Below are 23,277 nucleotides of genomic sequence, written 5' to 3' on the forward strand. Positions count from 1 at the left end.
CCACCTGTCAGAGGCCGAAATCGCTTCTGATCGTGGCCAGTGCCTCGGGTTCGTCGATCCGATAGCTCTGGACAAATCGTGTCTTGTATCCAACCCGGCCGCGTCGTGCGCCGAAGTTCTCCCCATGGTTCAGCATGTACAGCACCGACGGCCGGTTCAGCGGATGCAACGGCTGACCCGCCAGCGCGGCGAGGTAGGGAAACATGCGGTGCTCGTGCTGCGTCATCTCGGCCAGAAACGCTGTGGCTTCGGAACTGGCCGGATCATGGTAGAGCGCCGCGCAGCTTCCGCACAGCTTCCAGAACGGCTTGCGCATGGGCGCGGCCCAACTGCGGTGGTCGGCCAGCGCAATATCGCCCGTGGCCACGTCCATCACCAGCCCTGACTCCACGAGATATCCCCCCGCGGCCTGCCGCGTGAGCATCTCGTCCACGCTGCCCTGACGCAGCAGATCGTCTGCGTCAAAGGACATGACATAGCCCGGTGACCTCACCAGATCCGGCAGCGCCTCAGCCAGAACGCGCAGTTTGCGCCATTTGTCATTGCCCGGCGCCGGATCATCGAAGGGCAGGTAGCGGATACGCGGGTCGTCGGGCAGCGTAGGCCTGTCCTGGCAGCAGATCACGGCCTGCCAGTGAGGATTGTCCTGTCGCAGAAAGCTCTGAAGCGTTGTGCTCAGCCGCGCGGTCACGGCGTCCCAATCTCCGACATGATGCGCGCCGACCAACGGGATAAGGAACGTCACGTGGTCCGCCGTCTGCTGTCGCAGGGCTGCCCGGCGGAGGGCCAGCGCCGCCCGTTCAGAGGCAACCATGTCAGCTGTTGGAGTGGTCTTTCCGAAGGGCGTTGAGCGCAACAGGTGCCGTGCGCGGGTCAGTTTCGGAACGGCGGGAACCTGTGCCATGGAGCCTCGGATCAGCGGGGGGCGATGCGCCGAACCTTTTCACTCAGTTCTGCGTAAAGCGCTTTGCGTTCGTCTTCGCTCAGAAACGCGCCAATCTCAACCTCTCGTCCGGCACCTGACAGGGTGACATAGTGGGGCACCGGACCGCCTTTCTGATGCATGTTCACCTGCGTCCAATACGGGTTGCAGCGCCATTCCTGCGCGTCTCCCTTGATCGACTGTCGGATCAGATGCAGGTCATCGGGCGTCATGGTGAGCACTTCGATTATCTGAAGATCCCGCTCGTTCCGCCGCAGCGCGTACCACATCGCGCCAAGCGCCAGCAGCATGAAAGGCAGTATGCCCCAAAGCAAAACGGTCCCGATCAATCCGTAAAGGGGAATTGTGGACAGGGCGAAGATGCCAAGGATCGTCGCGGCAAATCCATGCGCAGGCAGCGATTGATGCGGCCAGAGACGCAGTTCCTGATTGTCCTGAGAGGTGTCAGTCCATGTGTACGGCATGGCGTTTCAATACCCGGTCAGAAGAAGATCGCAAGCGCGGATGATTTCGTCGCGCTGATGCGCGGCAGATCCGATGTAGGTGCCAAGCTCTTTTTTCGTCAAAGTGGCGATTTCCGTGCTTTGCAGTCTGAGTGTTGCATCACCAAGAGAGAGTTTCGGGGACAGGTGCTTCAGCGGCGGTTCCGGCCAGTCTTCGGGTACCAGTCGCGCGACAACACGGGTGGCGAGGCTTTCGAAGGTATCGCTTTGCAGGACAAGGACATAGATGTCGTTTGAGGTTCGATACACATCGTATTGACGCGCCATACCTACCACTTCCGATAGGCGTCGAGGGGCAGTCCGTCCTGCTCGACCCGGCGATTGTAAGCCTCAATTGCGTGTTGGTTCTCATCCGCCCAACGCGCGGCTTCCGCTTTCCGCACTTCGTCCTCAATCCCAGCCTCGGCGGCACGGGACAGATTTACTCCTGCGTCCTTGGCGCGGGCGATAAGGTCGGCGTCAAGGCTGAGGCTGGTGGACTTGCGTGGCATGGGCATACTCCTAACACATCAAACATACCGGAAAACCTACCCGCAAACAACGGTACGTATCACAGCAAAAGGCCCCGGCGTTTCCACCGGGGCCTTTCGTTTCAGATCACGCTCAGCTTAGTGCGCGTGCGACTTTTCCCAGTCTTCCCGCTTCGGCAGCTGCTCGAAGGTGTGCTCCGGCGGCGGGGAGGGCAGGGTCCATTCCAGCGTGTCCGCGTATTCGTTCCACGGGTTCTTCGCGGTCTCGGGACGGCCTGCGCGGAGGCTGTAGACGATCACGCCGATGAAGAACAGGAACGAGGCGAAGGACAGGAACGCGCCCCAGCTCGAGATGTAGTTCCAGAAGGCAAAGGCTTCCGGGTAGTCGATGTAGCGGCGCGGCATGCCCTGACGGCCCAGGAAGTGCTGCGGGAAGAAGGTCAGGTTTGCACCGATGAAGAACGTCCAGAAGTGCAGCTTGCCGGCCCATTCCGGGTACATCTTGCCGGTCATCTTCGGGAAGTAGAAGTAGATCCCGGCGAAGATGGCGAAGACGGCACCAAGGCTCATTACGTAGTGGAAATGCGCCACGACGTAGTAGGTGTCATGATAGGCACGGTCCACGGCAGCCTGCGACAGGACGATCCCGGTCACGCCACCCACGGTGAAGAGGAAGAGGAAGCCGAAAGCCCAGAGCATCGGCGTCTTGAACTCGATGGAGCCGCCCCACATGGTCGCGATCCACGAGAAGATCTTGACCCCTGTCGGAACCGCGATGACCATCGTGGCCAGCATGAAGTAGGACTGCTGGGTCAGCGACATGCCGACGGTGTACATGTGGTGCGCCCACACGACAAAGCCCAGCGCACCGATCGCGATGATCGCCCAGACCATCGGCAGGTAACCGAAGACCGGCTTGCGGCTGAACGTGGCGACCACGTGGCTGATGATGCCGAAGCCCGGCAGGATCACGATGTACACTTCCGGGTGGCCGAAGAACCACAGGATGTGCTGGTAGAGAACCGGGTCGCCGCCACCGGCCGGATCGAAGAAGGTCGTACCGAAGTTGCGGTCGGTCAGCAGCATGGTAATGGCGCCTGCCAGAACCGGCAGCGACAGAAGGATCAGCCATGCGGTCACGAAGATCGACCATGCGAACAGCGGCACCTTGAAGAGCGTCATGCCCGGTGCGCGCATGTTGAGGAAGGTTGTGATGACGTTGATCGCACCCAGGATCGACGAGGCGCCCGAGACGTGCACCGCGAAGATCGCGAGGTCCATCGACATCCCGCCTTCATTGGTCGACAGCGGCGGGTAGAGAACCCAGCCCACACCCGAGCCAAGCTGGCCGTTGCCGCCCGGTGCGAAGACCGAGCAGATCGCCAGCGTCGTACCGGCGACGAAGAGCCAGAAGGACAGGTTGTTCAGACGCGGGAACGCCATGTCCGGCGCACCGATCTGCAGCGGCATGAAATAGTTGCCAAAACCGCCAAAGAGCGCCGGAATCACCACGAAGAACATCATCAGGATGCCGTGTCCGGTGATCAAAACGTTCCAAAGATGGCCGTTAGGGGTACAGTCGCCAACCGCTGCTGCGGTCAGGCGGGCACCTTCCATACACATGTACTGAACACCGGGGTTCATCAGTTCCAAGCGCATGTAAACGGTGAATGCCACGGAGATGAAGCCCGCGAGACCCGCGACGATCAGGTACAGAATACCGATGTCTTTGTGGTTCGTGGACATGAACCAGCGGGTGAAAAAGCCGCGCTGGTCTTCATGTTCGTGGCCGTGAATGGCGGCGTCTGCCATATCTGCCTCCTGCTGGTTCCCAATAAAAAGGCGCAAGGAATCCCCGAGCGCCATTTTTCTCATCGGTGTTTTAGAATGTGACGCCGGTGGCGGCAACGGATGTATTTGACGCAGATCAAACTTTATTGTCGCACTCTGGTGTCATCCGGGGAATCGCGTTGTTTTCATAACCTTTTGAAAACACAAAGATTCGCTCGGTATGTTTGAGTGATTCCGGTTTTCAGCCGGTTTGACAGCTTTCGCGTGCCTGATCTTTTTCGAACACGTCGTCAAAGCTTCGTCGCAGCGCCACGTCCACGTCATCCATCGTCACCGGCATCCCGAGATCGACAAGCGAGGTCACTCCGTACTGAGTGATGCCGCAGGGAACGATCCCGTCAAAATGACTCAGATCGGGTTCGACATTGATCGAGATGCCGTGGAAGCTCACCCATTTGCGCAGGCGGATGCCGATGGCTGCGATCTTGTCTTCTGCAATTTTACCATCCGGTAAAAGTTTTTTGTCCGGTCGTTCGATCCAGACCCCCACGCGCCCGTCGCGGATATGGCCCGTCAGGCCAAACTCACTCAGAGTAGCGATCACCCAGCGTTCGAGATCCTGAACGAAACAGCGCACGTCGCGCCCGCGCTTGCCTACGTCAAGCATGACATAAACGACCCGCTGCCCGGGACCGTGATAGGTATACTGCCCGCCACGTTTGGTCGGGTATACGGGAAAGCGGTCGGGGTCCTTCAGGTCCTCGATCTTCGCGCTCGTTCCCGCAGTATAAAGAGGGGGGTGCTCGACAAGCCAGACGAGTTCCTCGGCCGTGCCATCCGCGATCGCCGCCGCGCGGGCCTCCATCGTGGCCACCGCCTCGTCGTAGTCGGTCAATCCGTCGGTGATGCGCCATTCAACCATAGGGTTCTCCGGGAGTGTCCCGTCCTCCTTGCCCTTTGGATATGGCGGGCAGGGTCAGAGATGTCATCCCCAAAAGTTGCCGGGGTCTTCTCCATTTTTGCCCTTGCCCCCGTTTGCGACCTTCGCTAATGAGCCGCCTACCAAGTCAAGACAGTGCGGTCGTGGCGGAATTGGTAGACGCGCAGCGTTGAGGTCGCTGTGGGGTAACTCCCGTGGAAGTTCGAGTCTTCTCGACCGCACCATTTTCCCGAACATCATAAAGCCAGAGCAGGTTTGCAAACCCGGTTTTGCTACTTTGCAAAGCGTGCCTTGAACACCCGTGCCGCCAAAGGTGCGCCCATAATCACGACAAAGATCCGCAGGACATGGTGGGCGACCACAAACGCAACGTCCGCCCCGACAATCAGTGCGAGCACCGTCAGTTCCGCCTGTCCGCCGGGCGCAAAAGCCAGCAAGGTTTCCATCCCCGGAGCCAGCCCAAGACCATAGACCGCCTCGAGCACGATCAGGGTCAGGAGGATCAGAATCAGGCAGAACCCGAGCCCGGCTGTCAGATCGCGGCGCACTTCGGTCAGGGTGATCCCCGCGTACTTCGTCCCGATGGTCATGCCGATAAAGAACTGTGCTGCCCAGATCGCCTCGGCCGGGGGACGGAAATGCAGCCCGCCCGCGAGGGTAAGCGCTGCGGTCAGGATCAGCGGGCCAAGGATCGACGCGCCGAAAAGGCCGATCCATTTGGCAGCCCGCCATCCGACGAGCGCACAGACCACCATCAGCCCCAGTTCATGCAGCGGGATGCTGGAGGCAGGGGCGCCGGGAGGATTGGACAGGTCGGCATCCCAGATCCCGATCATCAGAAAGGGCAGGGCCACGACGATCACCAGAACGCGGGTCGCGTGAATGAGGCTGAGTGCGCGGACATTTGCTCCGGCCTCTTCTCCGAACAGAATCATGTCCTGCAGGCCACCGGGCATGGTCGCGTAGTAGGCGGTGGCAAAGTCGTAACCACAGAACCGCTGGAAATAGGGCACACCGATCAGTCCGATGGTGGCCACCATGACCGGCACGAGCAAAAGCGTCGGCCACATCGACGGGAACGTGGCCAGAACGGCCGGGGTCAGCGTGGCGCCAACCGCAACGCCCAGAATGGTGCGCATCGCGTCAGTGAGCGGTTTGTAGCCTTTCATCTGAATGCCCAGAAGCGCAGCGATCAGGCAGGCGAAAATCGGTCCCAGAAGCCAGGGCAGCGGCAATGCCAGAAGTTTGAAGGCCGCGACGCCAAGTCCGGCAACGGCAAAGGACTGAAGGATCGGCCTCATGCCGGACCGCCTGACAGACGGTAGCGCAGCGAGGTTTGCAGATGTGTTTCAGCAGCCTTGGCCGCAGCATCGCCGTCTCTGGCGCGCAGAGCTGCGATCAGTGCCTCGTGCTGTTCGGTGACGATTCGAATGCGATCCGGGTCAAGATAGGTTGTCGGTCCCAAAAGGATCAGCGCATTGTTGATCGCTTCGGCCGACGCGACAAGGAAGCGGTTGCGCGCGGCAAGGTAAAGGGTTTCGTGAAAATCCTGATTGATTGCCGCGCCGAGTGTCGGGGTGTCCTGTGCAGCGGCAATACGCTGGTTCATGGCGTCGAGCGCATCGAATTCTGCGTCGGCCCCGTGCTGCGCGGCCATGCGGGCCGCAGTCCGCTCCAGGACGATCCGCATCTCATACAGCTCAACGATTTCGGTCTGGCTGAGTTTGCGGATCACCGCGCCGATGCGGGGCCGGTGTTCGACAATTCCCGCCAGTTCGAGCCGTCTCAGAGCCTCTCGCACCGGCGTGCGGGACAGATTGAGTCTTTTGGCCACATCCTCCTCCCGCAACCGGTCTCCGGGAGAGAAATCGCCGCTGCGCAACGCATCGACGAGACCGGCATAGGCTGCTTCGCCACTGGAAAGAGAGGAGGACTTGGGATCTGGCATATTGTATCCATTTGGATACAGAATGTGTATGTCGGTCGCGCGGCGGAGTCAAACTCAAAGGCCGCAAAAGGAAAAAAGCGCCCGTCGGGGCGCAGTCTGTAATTATTTCAGAGCCTTATCAGTCCGCTTTGGATAGCTGGAAGGGTTGCGGTGACCGATGATGCATGTCCGCATGGATCAGCGCTCCCGCGTCCTGCAACTCATCATGGATCAGCAAGACTTTCATCCCGTGGGCAAGATCGCTGCGACCATGGATGGCGCGGATCGAATCGCGAGTCTCGATATCGAGCTTTACGATCTCGAAATCCGTCACGTAGGTAGCGATCACCTCAGCGAGTGTCTCGGCAGAGACACCCGCAGGAAGCGCAGCGATCATCAGTGCAGCAAAAAAGCGTTTCATATCCTCGGTTTCCGTCTGGCAGCGGTTCACCGGGACAACGTCCTGATCTGCAGAAGGTTCCGCTGTGACGTGCGGGTGGGACTGAGTCTGGTGGCCGTGGCCCTGTAATCCACCAGATTTGGGCGGGGCCGCGCCTTACGGCAGCGCACCCAGCCAAAGCCATGCCGTAATGACGGAAAGCCCGCTTGCCATCAGCACCGATGAAGCCGCAACCCGTCTAGCGCGGCCATAGATGTTGGCAAAGACATAGCAATTCACGCCCGGCGCCATTGCCGCGGTTAGCACCGCGCTGCGGAATGCGCTGTCATCCAGATCGAAGGCTGTCCCGAGAGTCCAGGTGATTGAAGGATGCAGGAGCAGGCTGATCGCACAGACAAACAGGATGATCCGCATGTCGCCTTCGGGCCGGTAGCGATACAGCACTCCACCCATCGCAAAGAGCGCCGCTGGCAGTGCGGTACGCACCATCATGTCGAGCGCATCGGTGAAAGGCGCGGGCAGGGTGACGTTGAACAGGTTGAACAGCGCCCCAAGCGCGATACCGATCACCAGCGCGTTGCGGAACATGGCTTTGGCCACGATCAGCGGCACATCGCGGTTCGGCTGTTTTGCGGCGCGGGCGCGGACGAATTCCATCGTGGTGATACCCAAACCGTAGCAGAACGGAGAGTGCAGGGCGATGATCGCGTAGTTCGCTGACAGCGAGTCCGGGCCGAAGGCACGTTCCGTGATCGCAAGACCGAGCAGAACTGAATTGGCAAAGAGGCAGGTGAAGCCGATTGCGACCGAATCCTCCCAATCCCGCTTGAACAGATACCGCGCGCCGAAAAGGCCGACCGTGAAACAGGTCAGGGACCCGGTGTAGAAGCTGACCAGAAGCGGCAGCGAAAAGCTGTCGCCCAGATCCAGAGTCCAGATCGCCCGAAACAGCAGGCAGGGGATGGCCACGTTCTGAGTGAAGGTCATCAGCCCATCGACAGACGCTTCTGACAGCAGACCGCGCCAGGCGATGGCATAGCCGAAGCCCACAACCAGAAAGACCGGCAGAATGACGTCGATCAGCGCCTGCATGTCAGGTGCGCTCCGGGTCCGGTGCCCCGCCGTATCGCGCGGTGTCGGTCACGCAAGAGGCTGCGTGATCACCATGCCGTCATAGGCCGGTGTGATGTGGTCGGGGGTTTCGGCCTCGACCGTGGCATAATCGAGGTCGATATGCATGTTGGTCAGCACACCCTGACGCGGTTTGGCCCGTTCCATCCATTCCAGCGATTGCGCCAGATGCGCATGGGTCGGGTGCGGGTCGCGGCGCAGGGCGTCGAGGATCCACACGTTGAGGTCTTGCAGGTTGTCGGTCCACACGTCTTCGGGGATCTTGGCGACATCCGGCAGGTAGGCCAGATCGCCAATGCGGAACCCCAGCGCGTCGATGCTGCCGTGGTTCACTTTGAACGGGGTCAGTTTCAGTTGGCCGCCTGCGCCCGTGACATACACGGGACCATCGATGGTGTTCATGTCGAGGATCGGCGGGTAGGGGCTGTCGGAGGGTTGCACGAAGGCATAGCCGAAGCGCGAGAACAGGTCGTTCTGCGTGTCGCCATCAGCCCAGACCTGTAGGCGTTTGCGCATGTTGAAAACGATCATGCGCAGGTCATCCAGCCCGTGAACGTGGTCGGCATGGCTGTGGGTGTAGACCACCGCGTCCAGCTCTCCGACCCCGGCGCTGAGCAGTTGCGCGCGCATGTCGGGGCTGGTGTCGATCAGCACCCGGGTGGTGCCGTCCTCGGTGATGCGCTCGACCAGCAGCGAACAGCGTCTGCGAATGTTCTTGGGATTGTCCGGGTCGCACGCGCCCCACAGGCCGCCAAGTCGCGGGACACCACCCGACGATCCGCAGCCAAGAATGGTGAAACGCAATTCGCCCATTATGCAGCGGCCTCGTATTGCGCGGCCTTCCAGAACAGGCGGTCGAAATTGGCCTCGGTCCGGGCGGCGAAGTCGGCATAGTCCATGCCGTAGATCTCTGCACCGACGCGGGCGGTATGTGCGGTGTAGGCCGGTTCGTTACGCTTGCCGCGATGGGGCGGGGGCGCAAGGTAAGGGCTGTCGGTTTCCACGAGTATCCGGTCCACCGGCGCGCTTGCGAAGATATCGCGCAATTCCTGGCTTTTGGGGAAGGCGGCGATGCCGGACATGGAGAGGTAGAAGCCAAGGTCCAGCGCCGCGCGGGCCAGCTCTGCGGACGACGAAAAGCAATGCATCACACAGGTATAGGGCTTGGCCTTGAAGCCTTCCGTGAGGATGCGGGCCATGTCGTCATCAGCGGCGCGGGCATGGATGATCAGCGGCAGACCTGTTTGCTGCGCTGCCTCGATATGGACGCGGAGCGAGGTTTTCTGAATCCCGGCGCTTTCGGCGGTGTAGTGGTAGTCGAGCCCGGTTTCACCGATGCCCACGAATTTCGGATGCTGCGCGAGTTTGATTAGTTCATCGACCGTCGCCAGCGGCTCATCGGCGGCGCTCATCGGGTGGGTGCCGGCGGCGTAGAACACCGGGTCAAATGCTTCGGCAATCGCGCGCACTTGCGGTTCAAGGCGCAGGCGGGTGCAGATCGTGACCATGCGGCGCACGCCAGCCTCGAGCGCCCGGGCGATCACCTCGGGGCGTTCGTCGTTGAAATCCGGGAAGTCCAGATGGCAATGGCTGTCGGTGATCTGCGGTGTCAACATGAGGCTGGTATCAGGGATGCGGGCAGGGGCGTCAAGACGTGGCTTACGACCTGGGGCAGCCCTCCTGAAGGGCAAGGAAGCTGGAGAGCAGAAGCGATCCCGCCTCGACATTGACCGCGCGCCCGTGGCGCAGGCGTTCGCCCTGATCCTGTGCCAGTTGCGCCCATTGCCGTGCGGCTGTGGGCGAGGGGCAGAGGCGTTGGAAGGTCTGTGCCTCTTGTGCGGCTGCTTCTGGGTCGGGCGGGTGGCCGGTGGCACCGGTGCGCGCCAGGCGGGTCAGGGCGCGGTCGAAGAGGCCCAGAAGCAGATCGAGCCGCTCTTCCTTGCCGCGTCCCGCGGCACTTTCGGCCAGCGCAATGGCATGCGGGCGGCTGAGGTCAGGCAGGGTGGAGAGCAGTTTGACGAGGTCCGCATAGAGCTTGAGCCCGTCCAGCTGCATCAGGCGCACCGCTTCGCCGACGGACCCGCCGGAAAGCGCGGCCAGAGCGGCGGGGTCAGACACGGTCTGGTCGATCTCGGTTGCGGCAAGTGCCTGCGCCATATCAGCGGCGTTGAGCGGGGCCAGCCGCAACTCGCGGCAGCGGGACCGGATTGTCGGCAAGAGGCGCGAGGGCTGGTGGCTGACCAAGAGCAGCGTTGTGCGGTCTGGCGGTTCTTCCAGCAGTTTGAGGATCGCGTTTGCGGCGCTGACGTTCATGTCGTCGGCCGCATCAACGATCACCACGCGACGCCCGCCATCAGCGGCGGACAGCGCGAAGAAGCCCTTGAGCTTGCGCACCTCGTCCACGGTGATCTGCGCCTTCAGCCGTTTGGCCTTTTCGTCATAGGGACGGCGTAATGCGAACAGTCCCGGTTCCGACCCGGCCTTCATGCGTCGGGACACCGGGTGATCTTCGGCGGTGTGCAGGTCGGTTGGCGGCGGCGGCGCGCCGAAAAGCCCGTCGTCCTGAGCCGGAGGCGTGGCCAGCAGAAACCGTGCGATCTGCCAGGCAAGGGTCGCCTTGCCCACGCCGCGAGGCCCGGTGATCAGCCAGCCGTGGTGCAGACGGTCTGATGCAAAGGCTTGCAGGAAATCCGCCTGTGCCGCGTCCTGACCGTACAGTTTAACGGTCTCGCGCGGATGGGGCGCACCGTCGATGCGGTCTGGTTCTGGCTGTGTCGCGTCGCTCATGTCAGATGCGGGCTTACCGCAGCCCAGACATCCTCTGCAACGGTGTCGGTATCGCGCGCACCGTCAATCACGCGGAAGCGGTCGGCGTATTCTTTCGCCAGTGCCAGAAACCCGGCGCGCATGGCTTCCTGTAGCGACGCACCGAAATCCTCGAACCGTTCTTCAACCGTATTGCGCGCCTTGGCGCGGCTGAGGCCGATTTCGGGGTCCATGTCGATGAGCAACGTGAGATCCGGTTCGACCCCGATCATCAGATCGTGCAGCGCGTCGACCTTGGCGCGCAGATTGCCGCGCGACAGGCCCTGATACATGCGGGTGCTGTCGGCAAAGCGGTCGCAGATCACCACCTTTCCGGCCTCAAGCGCGGGCCGGATCGTGCGTTCCAGATGGTCGCGGCGGGCGGCGGTGAAAAGCAGGATCTCGGTCTCGGCTGACCAGCGGTCAGGATCACCCTGCAATACCAGCGCGCGGATTTCCTCGGCTCCCGGACTGCCGCCAGGCTCGCGGGTCAGAACCACATCCTGACCGGTAGCGCGCAACCTGTCTGCCAACATGCGGGCCTGGGTGGATTTGCCCGACCCGTCGATCCCCTCGAAGCTGACGAACAGCCCGGATCGGCTCACATCGTTTCCTCAGCCGGACCCTGAAGACGGCCCAGCAAGACCTGGGACACGCTCATCATCCGTGCCACGAAACCGCTGGCCGGGACTGCGTTCGCAGCAAACAGCGGGATGCGATGTTCGGGCAGTCCCTCGGGGCTGATGATCAATTCGGCCAGCTGCCGCCCTGCCGTAATCGGTGCTTCGATCGGGCCGGTATAGACAACTTCTGCCTTTACGCCGTTACCGGGAGTGTTCGGCAGGAGCAGCGTCACATCCTCCTTTGCCACGAGCCCGACGGTTTCGCTTGCGCCCATCCAGACATCCGCCTCTGCGATCACGGCGCCCGCGCGCGTGACGGTCTTTTCCGCAAACTGGCGGAAGGCCCAGTTGACGATGGATTCAGATTCCTGCGCGCGCGCCTGAGACGTGTCCAGACCGGTGATCGTGAAAATCACCCGGCGGTCGCCCTGCTTGGCCGAGCCGACAAGGCCGTATCCGGCCTCCTGCGTGTGTCCCGTCTTGAGACCGTCCGCACCGATTCCCAGCGCCAGGAGCGGGTTACGGTTGAACCGATTGGAGGCTTCGGCCTCGTCGAAGAGGAACTCTTTCTCCGAGAACATCGGGTAGAATTCGGGGAAATCCTCGATGATGCGCTGGGCCAGCAGCGTCAGATCGCGCATCGACATGCGGTGCCCGTCGGCGGGCCAGCCGCTGGAATTCTTGAAGGTAGAGTTGGTCATGCCGATCTGCTGCGCCCGCTGCGTCATCAGGTGGGCAAAGCCGGGCTCTGTGCCATCCGGCGACAGCGCTTCGGCGATCACGACACAGGCATCGTTGCCGGACAGGACGATGATGCCCCTGATCAGGTCCTCCACCTTGACCCGTTCGCCCTGCCGCAGGAACAGGGTCGATCCGCCGAATGAGTTCGCATGGGCAGAAACGGGCAGTTCCTCGTCCAGCCGCAGGCGGCCATCCCGAACCGCTTCAAACGCTATGTAGAGCGTCATCAGCTTGGACATCGAAGCCGGCGGCAAGGGTGTATCGGCGTTCTTGGCCAGCAAGACGGTTCCGGTCTTCTCGTCCAGCACAAAGGCGGCTGTAGCGCGTGTGTCGAACGCCGATGCGGACGCGCTGGTCAGCAGCAGCGCAGCAAGGCTGGCGGAAAGGATGGCACGGTATTTGCGGATCATGGCAGCTCTCCTGTCATACCTGCGGTGTGTCGGATCAGTTCGTGACGGCGTAGGCGTCGGTAAACCCGCTATCCTTGATTTTGGCAAGCAATGCGCTGCGCTCTGCGCGGGTCTGTGCCGGACCGACCAGTACGCGCCAGAAGGTCTTGCCGCTGGACGACTGTTCAAGAACGGTCGGCACCATGCCTGCCTGACGCATCGCGGTTGCCGTGTTGTTGGCGTTCTGCTCAATGCTGAAAATGCCGATCTGGATGAACGGCTTGTCCAGCGAGGATGCGGTCGGTTTCGGTGCGGCGGCCGGGGTGGGGGCCGGTGTGGCATCGAGCGCCGCGGCGGCGCTTTCGGCAATCGGGTCCAGCGTCGTTTCGGCAACTGCGGCAGGTGCATCCAGTGTTCCGTCACCCGTCGGCGCATCCTGCACCGGCGCAGCCGTTGCATCGTCGGGAACCTCCTCGCGCCGCAGGGCCACCACATTGAGCTGGGTCGGCGCACCCGCCAAAACACCCAGCGCCGCTGCCGCGTCCGACGAGATCTGGAGCCGCGGTCCCGGGGTTTCGCGTTCCTTGCGGAACAGCGCGCCGATGACGAAATTGCCGTTTGTCTCGTTGCGGATGATCACCCGTTCCGGCTCCGACACATCGGGATGCGCGGCCCAGACGCCACCCAGCGACGGACGTCCGTCCCAAAGACCGTTCTCGGTCACCTGGAACACTTCCGGCGCCTCCACATCCCGTTCTACCAGACGGGTCGCCCGTGTCCCTGCCGCCGGCGCACCATCCTCGGATGTCGATGCGCCGCCACCCTGCAGGAAGGCAGGAAGCGAGGCGCCCTCGCACCCGGCCAATGCAAGCAGCGCTACGCCGGAAACAAGCGCGGGCCGCAGGCTGCGCCACAGCGAAGAGTTGGTGATCCTGATGTCCATTGCCTGCTCGCCTTCTGCTATGCCGATGCACACGCCATTTTGGGCCGTTTCGCCCCGCGCGGCTTTGTTTTGCGGAAAGCTTACAGTCTTCGGTGCGCCAAGAAAAGTCTGACGGTGGCACTGCGCAGATTTTCCCCACCGCCCGCTTTCAGAATCGCGATCGGGTCGCTATGTCACCTGCTACCGGAGGTTTGGCAGAGTGGTCGAATGCGGCGGTCTTGAAAACCGTTGGGCGTGAGAGCGTCCCCAGGGTTCGAATCCCTGAGCCTCCGCCACTGATCTGAGACCTGTCCATCGTCTCGGGAGCATCTGCTTCAGCGATAACAACCGCAACGCGTGCCGCGCCTGCGGATCATATCCGTGAAGTCCAACGCCTGAGCGCTTGGCTGCTTCGGCGTCACGCCACGCGATTGCCCCGGCTCCAGACGCCGCGCAGGAGCGGGGTGGTGCCGGCGCGCCCGACGCGCAGGATGTCTCCGCGCAGTCCTGCCTTGAGCTGGCCGCGGTCCGACAGCCGGGCGGCCTTTGCCGGATTGTGCGTTACACATGCGATTGCAGAGGGCAGGTCGTCCCAGATTTCCGCAAGACGAAACGCCGACAGAAGCAGGGCGGATGGCACGTAATCCGACGAAAGAATGTTGAGCATCTGCGCTTCGGCCAGTTCGGACGCAGCGACATTGCCCGAATGCGATTGCCCCCGGATGAGGTTCGGGGCGCCCATCATGACGGCGATGCCATTGTCGCGGCAGGCTGCAGCGGCCTCGCGGGTCGTCGGGAATTCGGCAAAGCCGACGCCGTTTGCGGCGGATGTCGCGACCTGTTCTGCGGTTGTGTCATCGTGGCTCGCCAGAACGGCACCATAGCGGTGCGCCTCGGCAACGGCACCTGCCTCGTGTTTCTCGCCGAAGCGGATCTGCATCTGCTTTCGATTGGCAACGTGCTCTGCGAATTCGGCATCGTTCATTCCGCGTTTCTTGGCCACGTAGGTCTTGAGCGCGGTCAGATCCCGGAACTGGCGCTGCCCGGGCGTGTGATCCATCAGACTGACAATCCCGACGCGGTCTGCGGGTCCGAAGGCGGCCATTTCCTCCAGCAGGGTTTCCGAACAGATTTCGGCGCGCAGATGAAGGAAATGGCTGATCTTGAAATAGCCTGCGTCCCGCGCCTCAAGCAGTTCGTTTGCCAAATCCCGCGCATAGGGGCGATACCCGGAATTCGCGTTGAGAATTGAACCCACCCGCAAAGCGTCGAACACCGTCGTAATGCCGGTCGCGGCCAGTTCGGCGTCATGTGCCAGAAGAGCCGGTACGTGAGGCCAATCAACCTTCGGCCGGGGTTCGATGTGACGCTCGTGGTTGTCGGTGTGCAATTCGACCAGACCGGGGATCACGTAGTCGCCCTGGCAGTTGACCGCGCCTGAAGGAACGCGGTCGCCTTCCTCGATGGCTTCGATCATGCCATCAACAATGATGATTTGCCCCTGGACGATGGAGTTGGGCAGAACAAGACGGGCATTGGCCAGGTGCAGAACCTCTGACATGGAGGCGTCATGAGCATCTGGCACTCGGGTCGGAACGAAAGGAGAGTCCATGTCATTCACTCGCTTCGCGGTCTACTATCTTCCGCCCGAGGGCGCTTTGGCCGGGTTCGGTGCGTCGTGGCTGGGATGGGATTGCGTTGCGGCGCGCACCGCTGTTTTCCTCATGGTGCCCGGTCTTGATGAAGTGACATCGACACCGCGGAAATATGGTTTTCACGGTACTCTGAAACCACCCTTTCGGCTGGCCGAGGGAACGGACCTGTCCGGCCTGCAGGAGGCGGTGGCCCGGATGGCGGCGGCGTGTGCGTCGGCACAGTGCGACGGGCTGGCCCTGACTGCGCTGGGCCGGTTTCTTGCCCTGACGCCAAGGGGCGACACGTCCGGTCCCGGCCGCATCGCGGCAACCTGCGTCGAGGCGCTGGACGCCTTTCGCGCGCCGCCTTCGCAAGCCGAACTCGAGCGGCGGCGCAGGGCGCGACTGTCGGAACGGCAGCAGATGCTTCTGCACCGCTGGGGGTATCCCTATGTCATGGAGGAATTCCGGTTTCACATGACCCTGACCGGACGCCTGCCGGTGGACGAGATCGATCACTGGATGGAGATCGCCACGGCGCATCTGCCGCCACTGCCGGCACCTTTCGTCATGGACGAGGTTGCCCTTGTCGGAGAGCGTGAGGATGGGCAGTTCGAACTCATTCAACGCTACGCCCTCACAGGTTGAAACGCATCATGCGCCTGCGCAACGGCGCCTTCCCGCGCGCCGACCGGCGTGATGGTTACGGCATTCTGCCCGTTTGGCAACGCTTTGTCGGCCTGCGCCAACGAAACCGGTCAGGGTAGAGACAGGGGGTGGTCAGAGGCACCATCCGCCTCAATCGTCCACGAACCGGCGCATCAACTGGGCTTCCTGTTCCTGCATGAAGGCTTCAGCAACCTGCATATGGGATGCCATGACCTCGCGGGCGCGGGCAGCATCTCCCCGCCTGAGTGCCTCGACAAGCTGAAGCTGGTGTTCGCGACCTTTGCGCCAGAGGTCGACGTTCGGCGGATCATAAAGGCCCCGGAACACCGTCAGATCGGTCAGGATCCGGGCCATGAACCCAATCACGAATCCCAGCAACCGGTTGTCCGAGAAATCCGCCAGCCGAGCATGGAATTCTAGGGATGAGATATGCTGCTGCTTCTCTTCTTCGGCGCTTCGGGCGGGTTCGGGATGGCGCTCGGCCAGAGCCTGCAATTCGTCGATCTGTTCGGCACTCAGGTGACCGGCGAGGCTGGCAACGAGCTCGGGCTCGAGCGCCTTGCGCATCTCATAGATGTCGGCGACGGAAAGGTTCTGAAAATAGAAGTAGTTTGCCAGAAGCGACCGGGCCCGCTCTGCGGACACCTCGCCAACGATGCTGCCACCGCCCGGGCCGGTCTTGGTCACGATGAGGCCCTGAGCCTCCAGAATTCGGAGTGCTTCGCGCACGGTGCCTTTGGAAACGCCGAATTCTGCGATCATCTCGCTTTCATTCGGGAGCTTGTCGCCCTGTTTCAGATCGCGCTCGACAACCCATTGCTTGATTTCGTCCGCCACCCGCACTGGGCGGGACCGTCGGGGTTTGGGTGCCTGCGCCGCACTGCCATCCATCGGGAACCTCAGATTTTATTATGATAAAAATATAGAGAGCCTGATCCGCCATGTGTAGCGGAATATTTATCATGATAATTTTGCGGTGTCCTGCCTTTGGTCCCGGCAGCTCGCGGAGGCAGGGTCAGGCCGGGCGTCGGGTCTTGTCGCTGATCACCGGCACTTCAGACAGCCAGTCGTGGTAGGGGGGCTGCTGTGCCTTTTGCAACAGTGTTGCCAGCGCGCCGAGGGGATCTTCGGAACAGTCGATCCGCAGGTCGAGCGGCGGGGCATCGGGTGTCAGTACCAGCAGGGCCGCTGACTGAAGCCCGCGACTGTCGCCCCCTGCGAACTTGGCGGCATTGAGGATGCGCAGCATCCGCTCTGCGGGCCGGTCCCGTGTGTCGCGCGCCGCGTCGGCCATCGCATCGAGCACCTCGGGTCCGGCCAGCATATTGCCCGATATGACCTGACCCGGTTCCGCCATGTGGTCCGCATGGGGAATGCTGTTCTGGCCGGTGAAAGCGGCGGTCGTGCCATTGCGGTCCAGCGCGGCAACCTGCCGGAACGCGCGCCCGTCATCCGCATCGGTCACTTTTGCCACGGCATCGCTGGCGGAGGTTCCACCGTACATGGCGCGCAGAATGTCGTCGCGCCAAAAGGTGCTGGGGGCGGTGCCCTGGGATGCGACCAACCCTGATTCGATGTCGCCGCGCAGCACCCATCCGCCGACGCATAGACTGCCCGTCGCCGCAGCGGCGGCGAAAACGCCCGTTTTCCGATCAAAAGTGAGAATCGAGAGGGTCATTCCTTGGGCCTAACACATTTTCCTTGAATTTATCATGATAATTTGCGTGACTTCAATTGATCATGATAAATAAACAGGGAAGGACTACCCAATGTCACTGCTGAAACTGTCCCGCCGGGCGATGTTGGCTGCCGGAGCAGCCACAGCACTTGCCCTTTCCCCGATGACGCTGTCTGCCCAGACGCCCCAAGGCGTTCTGATCGTTGGCCAGATTGCCGAACCCAAGGCGCTGGATCCGGCGGCGGTCACCGCCGTGAACGATTTCCGCATCCTGATGAACGTCTATGATGGTCTGGTCCGGTACAAGGACGGCACGCTTGAGGTCGAACCGGCGCTGGCCACCTCCTGGCAGATCAGCGACGACGGAACGGTCTACACCTTCACCCTGCGGGAAGGTGTCAGCTTCCATGACGGAAGCCCTTTCAATGCAGAGGCGGTGAAGTTCAACTTCGACCGGATGCTGGATGAGAACCACCCGTATCACGACACGGGTCCGTTCCCGCTTGCCTTCTTCTTTTCGTCGGTGGAGTCGGTCGATGTGGTTGATGACCTGACCGTGAAGTTCACTCTGAATGGACCATATGCGCCGTTCCTGTCGAACCTCGCCTATCCCACGGGTCTGATCGTTTCGCCAGCGGCGGTCGAGCAGCATGGCGCGGATTTCGGTCGTAACCCATCCGGCACCGGCGCGTTCAGGTTTGCGGAATGGCGATCGAACGAAGCGGTGGTGATCGAAGCCAACCCGGACCACTGGGACGGCACGCCCGAGCTTCAGGCGGTTGTGTTCCGCCCGATCACTGACGCCAACACCCGCACCGCGGAAATGCTGGCCGGTGGTATCGACCTGATGGTGGAAGTCCCACCCGTGGCTCTGAGCGAATTCCATGGCGACAGCTACACAGTGCATGAACAGGCCGGGCCGCATGTCTGGTTCCTGATCCTGAATGCCAAGGAGGGTCCCTTTGCGGATGTACGCGTCCGTCAGGCGGCGAACTACGCGATCAATAAAGAGGCCATCGTCAATGATGTGCTCGAAGGCACCGCCGAAGTTGCGGCGGGCCCGACACCTCCGGCTTTTGCGTGGGCGTATAATGAAAGCCTGGAGCCCTATCCCTACAATCCCGAAAAGGCGCGGGAGCTTATTGCGGAAGCCGGTGCGGAGGGCGCGGAACTGACCTTCTTCGTCACCGAGGGCGGATCTGGCATGCTCGATCCGGTCGCGATGGGAACGGCCATTCAGGCCGACCTTCAGGCGGTAGGTCTTGAGGTCAAGATCGAGACCTACGAGTGGAACACGTTCCTTGGCGAAGTGAACCCCGGTCTCGAAGGTAAGGCCGACATGGCGGAAATGGCGTGGATGACCAACGATCCGGACACGCTGCCATTCCTTGCTCTGCGGACCGCTGCGTGGCCGGATCAGGGTGGTTTCAACTCGGGCTACTATTCCAATCCGAAAGTAGACGAGCTTCTCGAAGCGGCCCGCGTTTCGACGGATCAGGACGAACGTGCGCGGCTTTACAAAGAGATGCAGACCATTGTGCAGGAGGACGCACCATGGGTCTTTGTTGCAAACTGGAAGCAGAACGCCGTCACCTCTGACCGGGTGGATGGCTTCAAGCTGCAGCCTTCCTTCTTCCTGCTGCTGGATGAGGTCGTAAAGAACTAAACGCGGGTCGGGCGGTTTTCGCCCAACCTGAACAGGGGGCATCGCCATCCGGACCCGGATCAGAGCCGGGCAAATGGCGAAGACCCCCTGTCGCCCCCCGGAGGTATCTGGAACACTGAGGCGGGAAGGGGGACTTGATGGCAGGCTACATTCTTAAGCGGTTGGTGTCGGCGATCCCGGTTCTTCTCGGGATCTCCGTCATCGTTTTCGTGATCATGGCAATGATTCCGGGCGATCCTGCCACAGCGATACTTGGCTCCTACGCCACGCCGGAAAACGTTGAGAAGCTGAACCGGGACCTTGGCTTGGACAAGCCGATGGTGCAGCGGTACTTCATCTGGCTGGGGAACATGCTGCAGGGGGACTTCGGGCGCAGCTTCTCGCTCAACAGAGCGGTGCTGGACGAGGTGATGGAGCGGTTCGGCGCGACATTGATCCTGGCCGGCACGTCCTTCGTCCTGTGTTCGATCCTCGGCATCGCGGCTGGCGTGGTTTCTGCGGCGCGACAGTACGGTTTTGCCGACAAGGCCATCACCTTTGCGGTGCTGCTGGGTATTTCGATCCCATCCTTTTTCCTCGGCATGATGATGATCCTGATCTTTGCGGTCCAACTGCGCTGGTTTCCGGTCTCGGGCATGTGGCCAATATACGGGGCGCGGGACCTCTCGGCGCTGATCAGTCATCTGACGCTTCCGGCACTGGCTTTGGCCGTCGTGGCGACAGGGGTGATCGCCCGGCTGTCTCGCTCTGCCATGCTCGAAGTGCTGCGACAGGATTTCATCCGAACCGCGCGCGCGAAGGGCGTGCATGAACGCTCGGTCATCTGGCGTCACGCGCTGCGCGCGGCCATGGTCAGCATCATCCCCGTTCTGGGCGTGCAGGCCGGGTTCGTCCTGTCCGGGGCGGTCTATATTGAAATGGTGTTCCAGTGGCCCGGCGTGGGACGGATGCTGGTGGATGCAATCCTCAAACGTGACATCCTGCTGGTTCAGGGCGGCGTTGTCTTTGTCGCTGCCTGCTACGTTCTGTTCAACATCGCGGTGGATGTGGCGCAAAGCCTGCTTGATCCGAGGATCAAGACATGAGCGGTTTTTTCCGGCTTCTTGCCCGAAACAGGCTGGCGCTGGCCGGGCTGATCGTGATGGGGCTTGTCGTGCTGCTGGCGCTTCTGACGCCGCTTCTTCCCTTGGCCGATCCGGATGTGACCAACACCGCCAACCGGTTCAAGCCGCCGCTGTCCGAGGGCGCGCTTCTGGGGACGGATCACCTGGGCCGCGACTTGCTGAGCCGTCTGATGTGGGGCACCCGACTGTCTCTTGCCGTGGGGTTCGCGGCAGCGGTGATCGCCGCAACGCTCGGGGCCGCCATCGGGATCATTGCCGGGTTCTACGGCGGGCGCACGGATAACGTGATCATGCGCGGCGTCGATATGTTGATGGCCTTTCCCTATATCCTGCTGGCGCTGGCGATCGTGGCTGCGCTTGGCCCCGGTCTGATGAACGCGCTGATTGCCGTGGCTGCGGTGAACATCCCGTTTTTCGCGCGCAACATCCGGGGCATCACCGTTGGCATTGCGCACAAGGAATTCGTCGATGCCGCACGGCTGTCGGGCATGACGGACGCGCGGATCATCGCGACCGAAGTGTTGCCCAACGTGGTCCCGGTGATCGTGATTGCCATGTCGACGACGGTGGGGTGGATGATCCTCGAAACCGCAGGTCTGAGCTTCCTCGGGCTGGGCTCGCAACCGCCGCAGGCGGATCTGGGATCGATGCTGGGCGAAGCGCGTTCGGCGCTGATCACCAATCCGCACACGTCCGTTGTGCCGGGCGTGATGATCCTGATCATCGTGATGGCGATCAATCTTCTGGGCGACGGCGTGCGCGATGCGCTCGATCCCCGGCTCAAGTCGGGGGCCCTGTCGCGCCCCATGCCGACAACGCTGGTCGACCGCTCCGCCCCCGTGCCCAAACCGTCCGACGACGGGCTGCTGTCGATCACCGCGCTCGAGACGCAGTTTCGCGTCAAGGACCGGGTCTATCGTGCGGTCGGTGGCGTCGATCTGCATGTGGAGCCGGGCGAATGCCTTGGCATCATCGGCGAAAGCGGATCGGGAAAATCGGTCACCGCTCTGAGTATCATGGGCCTTGTCGCCTCACCTCCGGGCGTCATCACAGGGGGGGCGGCGTACTACAGGGGCGACGATCTGATCGGTGCGCCCTATGAAGTGCTGCGTTCCCTGCGCGGCCGTCATGTGGCGTATATCTTTCAGGACCCGCTGGCGACCCTGCACCCGCTCTACACCGTCGGCGACCAGTTGATTGAGGCGGTCCGCGCGCATCATCCGACACCTCGGGCCGAGGCGCGGGTCCGTGCGATATCGTTGCTCAAATCGGTGCGTATCCCCAATGCCGAGCAGCGGATCGACAGCTATCCGCACGAGATGTCCGGCGGGATGCGGCAGCGGGTCGGCATTGCGATGGCTTTGGCAAATGATCCCGACATCATCATTGCGGACGAGCCGACAACGGCGCTCGATGTCACGGTGCAGGCGCAGATCCTGTCGCTCCTGAACGACCTGCGGCGCGAACGCGGCCTCGCGATCATCTTCATCACGCATGATTTCGGTGTGGTGGCGCAGCTGTGTGACAGGGTTGCCGTGATGTATGCTGGTCGGATTGTCGAGGGAGGGCCGACCGACACCATTCTGAATGCTCCGGCGCATCCCTATACGTCGCGTCTCATGGCCTGCGTGCCCGAGCTGGGGCAGGGCCGACGCGTGCTCGCAGCGATCCCGGGGCTTCCACCCGCAGTGGATAACCTGCCCACCGGCTGTGCCTTTGCCGACCGATGCCACAAGGTTCAACCGGCCTGCCGGACGGCTGACATTCCTCTGTCCGGGCCAAGTGACGGCAACCGGGTCCGCTGCATTTTCCCCATGACGGCATCATCGGAGGCATCGGCATGACACTGGCGCTCAGGCTGACCGGTCTGTCCAAGGATTTCCCCGTAGGCAAACGCCTTTTCGGTCCGCCGCGGGCTGTCGTGCATGCGGTTCAGCCGGTCACTCTGGATGTCGAGGAAGGCGAAACGCTGGGCATTGTCGGCGAATCCGGCTGTGGGAAATCCACGCTGGCCCGGATACTCGTGGGTCTCCTGCAACCCACCTCCGGCACAATCGAAATTGCGGGAAAGCCCCTGGACAACGCCGATCCGGCGGTTTTTGGCCGGATGATCCAATATGTGTTCCAGGACCCGATCAGCAGCCTGAACCCGCGCAAGACGATCCGGCAGATTATGGAAGCACCACTTCGGCACCTGCATGGCATGAGCGCCGACGCCCGCAGCGCGCGCATCCGCGAAATCTTTGCCGCCGTGAACCTGCGCGAAGAGTTTCTGGATCGGTACCCGCACGAGTTTTCCGGCGGTCAGGCGCAGCGGATCGGGATCGCGCGTGCGCTGGCGGCAGATGCCCGCATCCTGATCCTAGATGAGCCGGTGTCAGCCCTTGATGTGTCGGTGCAGGCGCAGGTGCTCAATCTTCTGGCTGATCTCAAGACGCAGTTCGGTCTGACCTATCTGTTCATCAGCCACGATCTCGCGGTGGTCGAAGCGGTCAGCGACCGGGTCGCGGTGCTCTATTTCGGCGCGGTCGTCGAAGTCGGCCCGGCAGAGCAGGTCTTTGCCCGGCCACGGCACCCCTACACCAGACTGCTGGCGGACAGTGCGCCGGTGGTCGGTCGGCCACTGTCTGCGCCCGAGGCCCGCGAAACGGAACTGCCGGATCCGCTCAACCCGCCCAGGGGATGCGCCTTCCGCGCCCGTTGCGCCCATGCCAGCGCGCTCTGCGGCGAAACGGCCCCGGCGCTGGAACAGCAACCCGACGGCGTTTGGGTGGCGTGCTATCATCCTCTGACGGGCGCGGGCTGACATCGGGCCGGATCGATTGGGCCGGCGGCATCGTGCCCAAATCCATGTCGCATTCTGCAAACGGACTTCGCAATTCGGCACGTGCGGGGGCGCTGTAGGGATGCAGCATGAGGTC

Annotated in this window: 24 protein-coding genes and 2 tRNA genes; 7 read left to right on the forward strand and 19 right to left on the reverse strand. The window is 62.1% G+C overall.

The annotated features are described in order from the left end of the window. Nucleotides 1-7: 7 nt before the first annotated feature. The 6 genes from MGEO_RS07330 to lipB all read right to left on the reverse strand — a co-directional run bounded on the left by MGEO_RS07330 (nucleotide 8) and on the right by lipB (nucleotide 4,629). On the reverse strand, nucleotides 8-904 hold the full coding sequence (locus MGEO_RS07330; protein ID WP_085636070.1) for a glycosyltransferase family protein: 897 nt from the start codon (nucleotides 902-904) through the stop codon (nucleotides 8-10). 11 nt (nucleotides 905-915) lie between these two features. Beyond that, nucleotides 916-1,407 (reverse strand): DUF2244 domain-containing protein, encoded by a 492-nt coding sequence (locus MGEO_RS07335; protein WP_085636071.1) that lies wholly within the window; start codon nucleotides 1,405-1,407, stop codon nucleotides 916-918. 6 nt (nucleotides 1,408-1,413) lie between these two features. Continuing rightward, nucleotides 1,414-1,713: a CcdB family protein gene (locus MGEO_RS07340; protein WP_085636072.1), complete on the reverse strand. Its 300-nt coding sequence runs from the start codon at nucleotides 1,711-1,713 to the stop codon at nucleotides 1,414-1,416. Nucleotides 1,714-1,715: 2 nt separating this feature from the next. Then, a complete protein-coding gene (locus tag MGEO_RS07345; protein ID WP_233139744.1) occupies nucleotides 1,716-1,937 on the reverse strand; it encodes a type II toxin-antitoxin system CcdA family antitoxin in 222 nt (73 codons plus the stop codon). A 117-nt stretch (nucleotides 1,938-2,054) separates the two neighbouring features. Continuing rightward, on the reverse strand, nucleotides 2,055-3,728 hold the full coding sequence (ctaD, locus tag MGEO_RS07350; protein WP_085636141.1) for a cytochrome c oxidase subunit I: 1,674 nt from the start codon (nucleotides 3,726-3,728) through the stop codon (nucleotides 2,055-2,057). Nucleotides 3,729-3,948: 220 nt separating this feature from the next. Continuing rightward, complete coding sequence (gene lipB / locus MGEO_RS07355; protein WP_085636074.1) at nucleotides 3,949-4,629, reverse strand: lipoyl(octanoyl) transferase LipB; 681 nt, start codon at nucleotides 4,627-4,629, stop codon at nucleotides 3,949-3,951. Between the two features lie 155 nt (nucleotides 4,630-4,784). On the opposite strand from lipB, the gene MGEO_RS07360 reads away from it, so the two are divergent. Continuing rightward, nucleotides 4,785-4,871: transfer RNA gene (locus MGEO_RS07360), tRNA-Leu, on the forward strand. Between the two features lie 48 nt (nucleotides 4,872-4,919). Here MGEO_RS07360 and MGEO_RS07365 read toward each other — a convergent pair. The 10 genes from MGEO_RS07365 to MGEO_RS07410 form a co-directional block, all read right to left on the reverse strand. Then, the gene (locus MGEO_RS07365) at nucleotides 4,920-5,948 is read right to left on the reverse strand and encodes an AbrB family transcriptional regulator (protein WP_085636075.1); all 1,029 of its coding nucleotides are present in this window, start codon (nucleotides 5,946-5,948) and stop codon (nucleotides 4,920-4,922) included. Further along, on the reverse strand, nucleotides 5,945-6,595 hold the full coding sequence (locus tag MGEO_RS07370) for a GntR family transcriptional regulator (protein WP_085636076.1): 651 nt from the start codon (nucleotides 6,593-6,595) through the stop codon (nucleotides 5,945-5,947). The genes MGEO_RS07365 and MGEO_RS07370 overlap by 4 nt, the downstream gene beginning before the upstream one ends. Nucleotides 6,596-6,713: 118 nt before the next feature. Continuing rightward, nucleotides 6,714-6,995, reverse strand: a complete 282-nt coding sequence (locus MGEO_RS07375; RefSeq protein WP_143746241.1) for a hypothetical protein — start codon at nucleotides 6,993-6,995, stop codon at nucleotides 6,714-6,716. A 135-nt stretch (nucleotides 6,996-7,130) separates the two neighbouring features. Continuing rightward, a complete protein-coding gene (locus tag MGEO_RS07380; protein ID WP_085636078.1) occupies nucleotides 7,131-8,066 on the reverse strand; it encodes an AEC family transporter in 936 nt (311 codons plus the stop codon). Between the two features lie 48 nt (nucleotides 8,067-8,114). Beyond that, nucleotides 8,115-8,918, reverse strand: coding sequence for an MBL fold metallo-hydrolase (locus tag MGEO_RS07385; protein WP_085636079.1), 804 nt, complete (start codon nucleotides 8,916-8,918; stop codon nucleotides 8,115-8,117). After that, nucleotides 8,918-9,721, reverse strand: a complete 804-nt coding sequence (locus MGEO_RS07390) for a TatD family hydrolase (RefSeq protein WP_085636080.1) — start codon at nucleotides 9,719-9,721, stop codon at nucleotides 8,918-8,920. The genes MGEO_RS07385 and MGEO_RS07390 overlap by 1 nt, the downstream gene beginning before the upstream one ends. Nucleotides 9,722-9,764: 43 nt before the next feature. Further along, on the reverse strand, nucleotides 9,765-10,892 hold the full coding sequence (locus MGEO_RS07395; RefSeq protein ID WP_085636081.1) for a DNA polymerase III subunit delta': 1,128 nt from the start codon (nucleotides 10,890-10,892) through the stop codon (nucleotides 9,765-9,767). Further along, nucleotides 10,889-11,515 (reverse strand): dTMP kinase, encoded by a 627-nt coding sequence (gene tmk, locus MGEO_RS07400; RefSeq protein WP_085636082.1) that lies wholly within the window; start codon nucleotides 11,513-11,515, stop codon nucleotides 10,889-10,891. The genes MGEO_RS07395 and tmk overlap by 4 nt, the downstream gene beginning before the upstream one ends. Beyond that, nucleotides 11,512-12,684 (reverse strand): D-alanyl-D-alanine carboxypeptidase family protein, encoded by a 1,173-nt coding sequence (locus MGEO_RS07405; RefSeq protein ID WP_085636083.1) that lies wholly within the window; start codon nucleotides 12,682-12,684, stop codon nucleotides 11,512-11,514. Before MGEO_RS07405 ends, tmk begins: the two co-directional genes overlap by 4 nt. 34 nt (nucleotides 12,685-12,718) lie before the next feature. Beyond that, complete coding sequence (locus MGEO_RS07410; protein WP_085636084.1) at nucleotides 12,719-13,606, reverse strand: SPOR domain-containing protein; 888 nt, start codon at nucleotides 13,604-13,606, stop codon at nucleotides 12,719-12,721. Nucleotides 13,607-13,791: 185 nt separating this feature from the next. Here MGEO_RS07410 and MGEO_RS07415 point away from each other — a divergent pair. Then, nucleotides 13,792-13,881: transfer RNA gene (locus MGEO_RS07415), tRNA-Ser, on the forward strand. Nucleotides 13,882-14,003: 122 nt separating this feature from the next. Here MGEO_RS07415 and MGEO_RS07420 read toward each other — a convergent pair. Further along, the gene (locus MGEO_RS07420; RefSeq protein ID WP_085636085.1) at nucleotides 14,004-15,146 is read right to left on the reverse strand and encodes an alpha-D-ribose 1-methylphosphonate 5-triphosphate diphosphatase; all 1,143 of its coding nucleotides are present in this window, start codon (nucleotides 15,144-15,146) and stop codon (nucleotides 14,004-14,006) included. Nucleotides 15,147-15,195: 49 nt separating this feature from the next. On the opposite strand from MGEO_RS07420, the gene MGEO_RS07425 reads away from it, so the two are divergent. Beyond that, nucleotides 15,196-15,867 (forward strand): DUF1045 domain-containing protein, encoded by a 672-nt coding sequence (locus tag MGEO_RS07425; RefSeq protein WP_085636086.1) that lies wholly within the window; start codon nucleotides 15,196-15,198, stop codon nucleotides 15,865-15,867. Nucleotides 15,868-16,017: 150 nt separating this feature from the next. Here the strand turns inward: MGEO_RS07425 and MGEO_RS07430 are convergent, their stop codons facing one another. Further along, a complete protein-coding gene (locus MGEO_RS07430) occupies nucleotides 16,018-16,779 on the reverse strand; it encodes a FadR/GntR family transcriptional regulator (protein WP_085636087.1) in 762 nt (253 codons plus the stop codon). A 124-nt stretch (nucleotides 16,780-16,903) separates the two neighbouring features. Further along, on the reverse strand, nucleotides 16,904-17,566 hold the full coding sequence (locus MGEO_RS07435; protein WP_085636088.1) for a DUF1028 domain-containing protein: 663 nt from the start codon (nucleotides 17,564-17,566) through the stop codon (nucleotides 16,904-16,906). Between the two features lie 91 nt (nucleotides 17,567-17,657). Between MGEO_RS07435 and MGEO_RS07440 the strand changes: the two genes are divergently transcribed. The 4 genes from MGEO_RS07440 (at nucleotide 17,658) to MGEO_RS07455 (ending at nucleotide 23,162) form a co-directional block, all read left to right on the forward strand. Continuing rightward, on the forward strand, nucleotides 17,658-19,232 hold the full coding sequence (locus MGEO_RS07440) for an ABC transporter substrate-binding protein (protein WP_085636089.1): 1,575 nt from the start codon (nucleotides 17,658-17,660) through the stop codon (nucleotides 19,230-19,232). Between the two features lie 137 nt (nucleotides 19,233-19,369). Beyond that, nucleotides 19,370-20,317, forward strand: coding sequence for an ABC transporter permease (locus tag MGEO_RS07445; protein WP_085636090.1), 948 nt, complete (start codon nucleotides 19,370-19,372; stop codon nucleotides 20,315-20,317). Further along, nucleotides 20,314-22,200, forward strand: a complete 1,887-nt coding sequence (locus MGEO_RS07450; protein WP_085636091.1) for a dipeptide/oligopeptide/nickel ABC transporter permease/ATP-binding protein — start codon at nucleotides 20,314-20,316, stop codon at nucleotides 22,198-22,200. The genes MGEO_RS07445 and MGEO_RS07450 overlap by 4 nt, the downstream gene beginning before the upstream one ends. Beyond that, nucleotides 22,197-23,162 carry an ABC transporter ATP-binding protein gene (locus tag MGEO_RS07455; RefSeq protein ID WP_085636092.1) on the forward strand — a complete coding sequence of 322 codons (966 nt, stop codon included), beginning with the start codon at nucleotides 22,197-22,199 and terminating at the stop codon, nucleotides 23,160-23,162. The genes MGEO_RS07450 and MGEO_RS07455 overlap by 4 nt, the downstream gene beginning before the upstream one ends. The last annotated feature ends 115 nt before the right edge of the window (nucleotides 23,163-23,277 follow it).

The sequence above is a fragment of the Marivita geojedonensis genome, from assembly GCF_002115805.1.
GTDB classification, from domain to species: domain Bacteria; phylum Pseudomonadota; class Alphaproteobacteria; order Rhodobacterales; family Rhodobacteraceae; genus Marivita; species Marivita geojedonensis.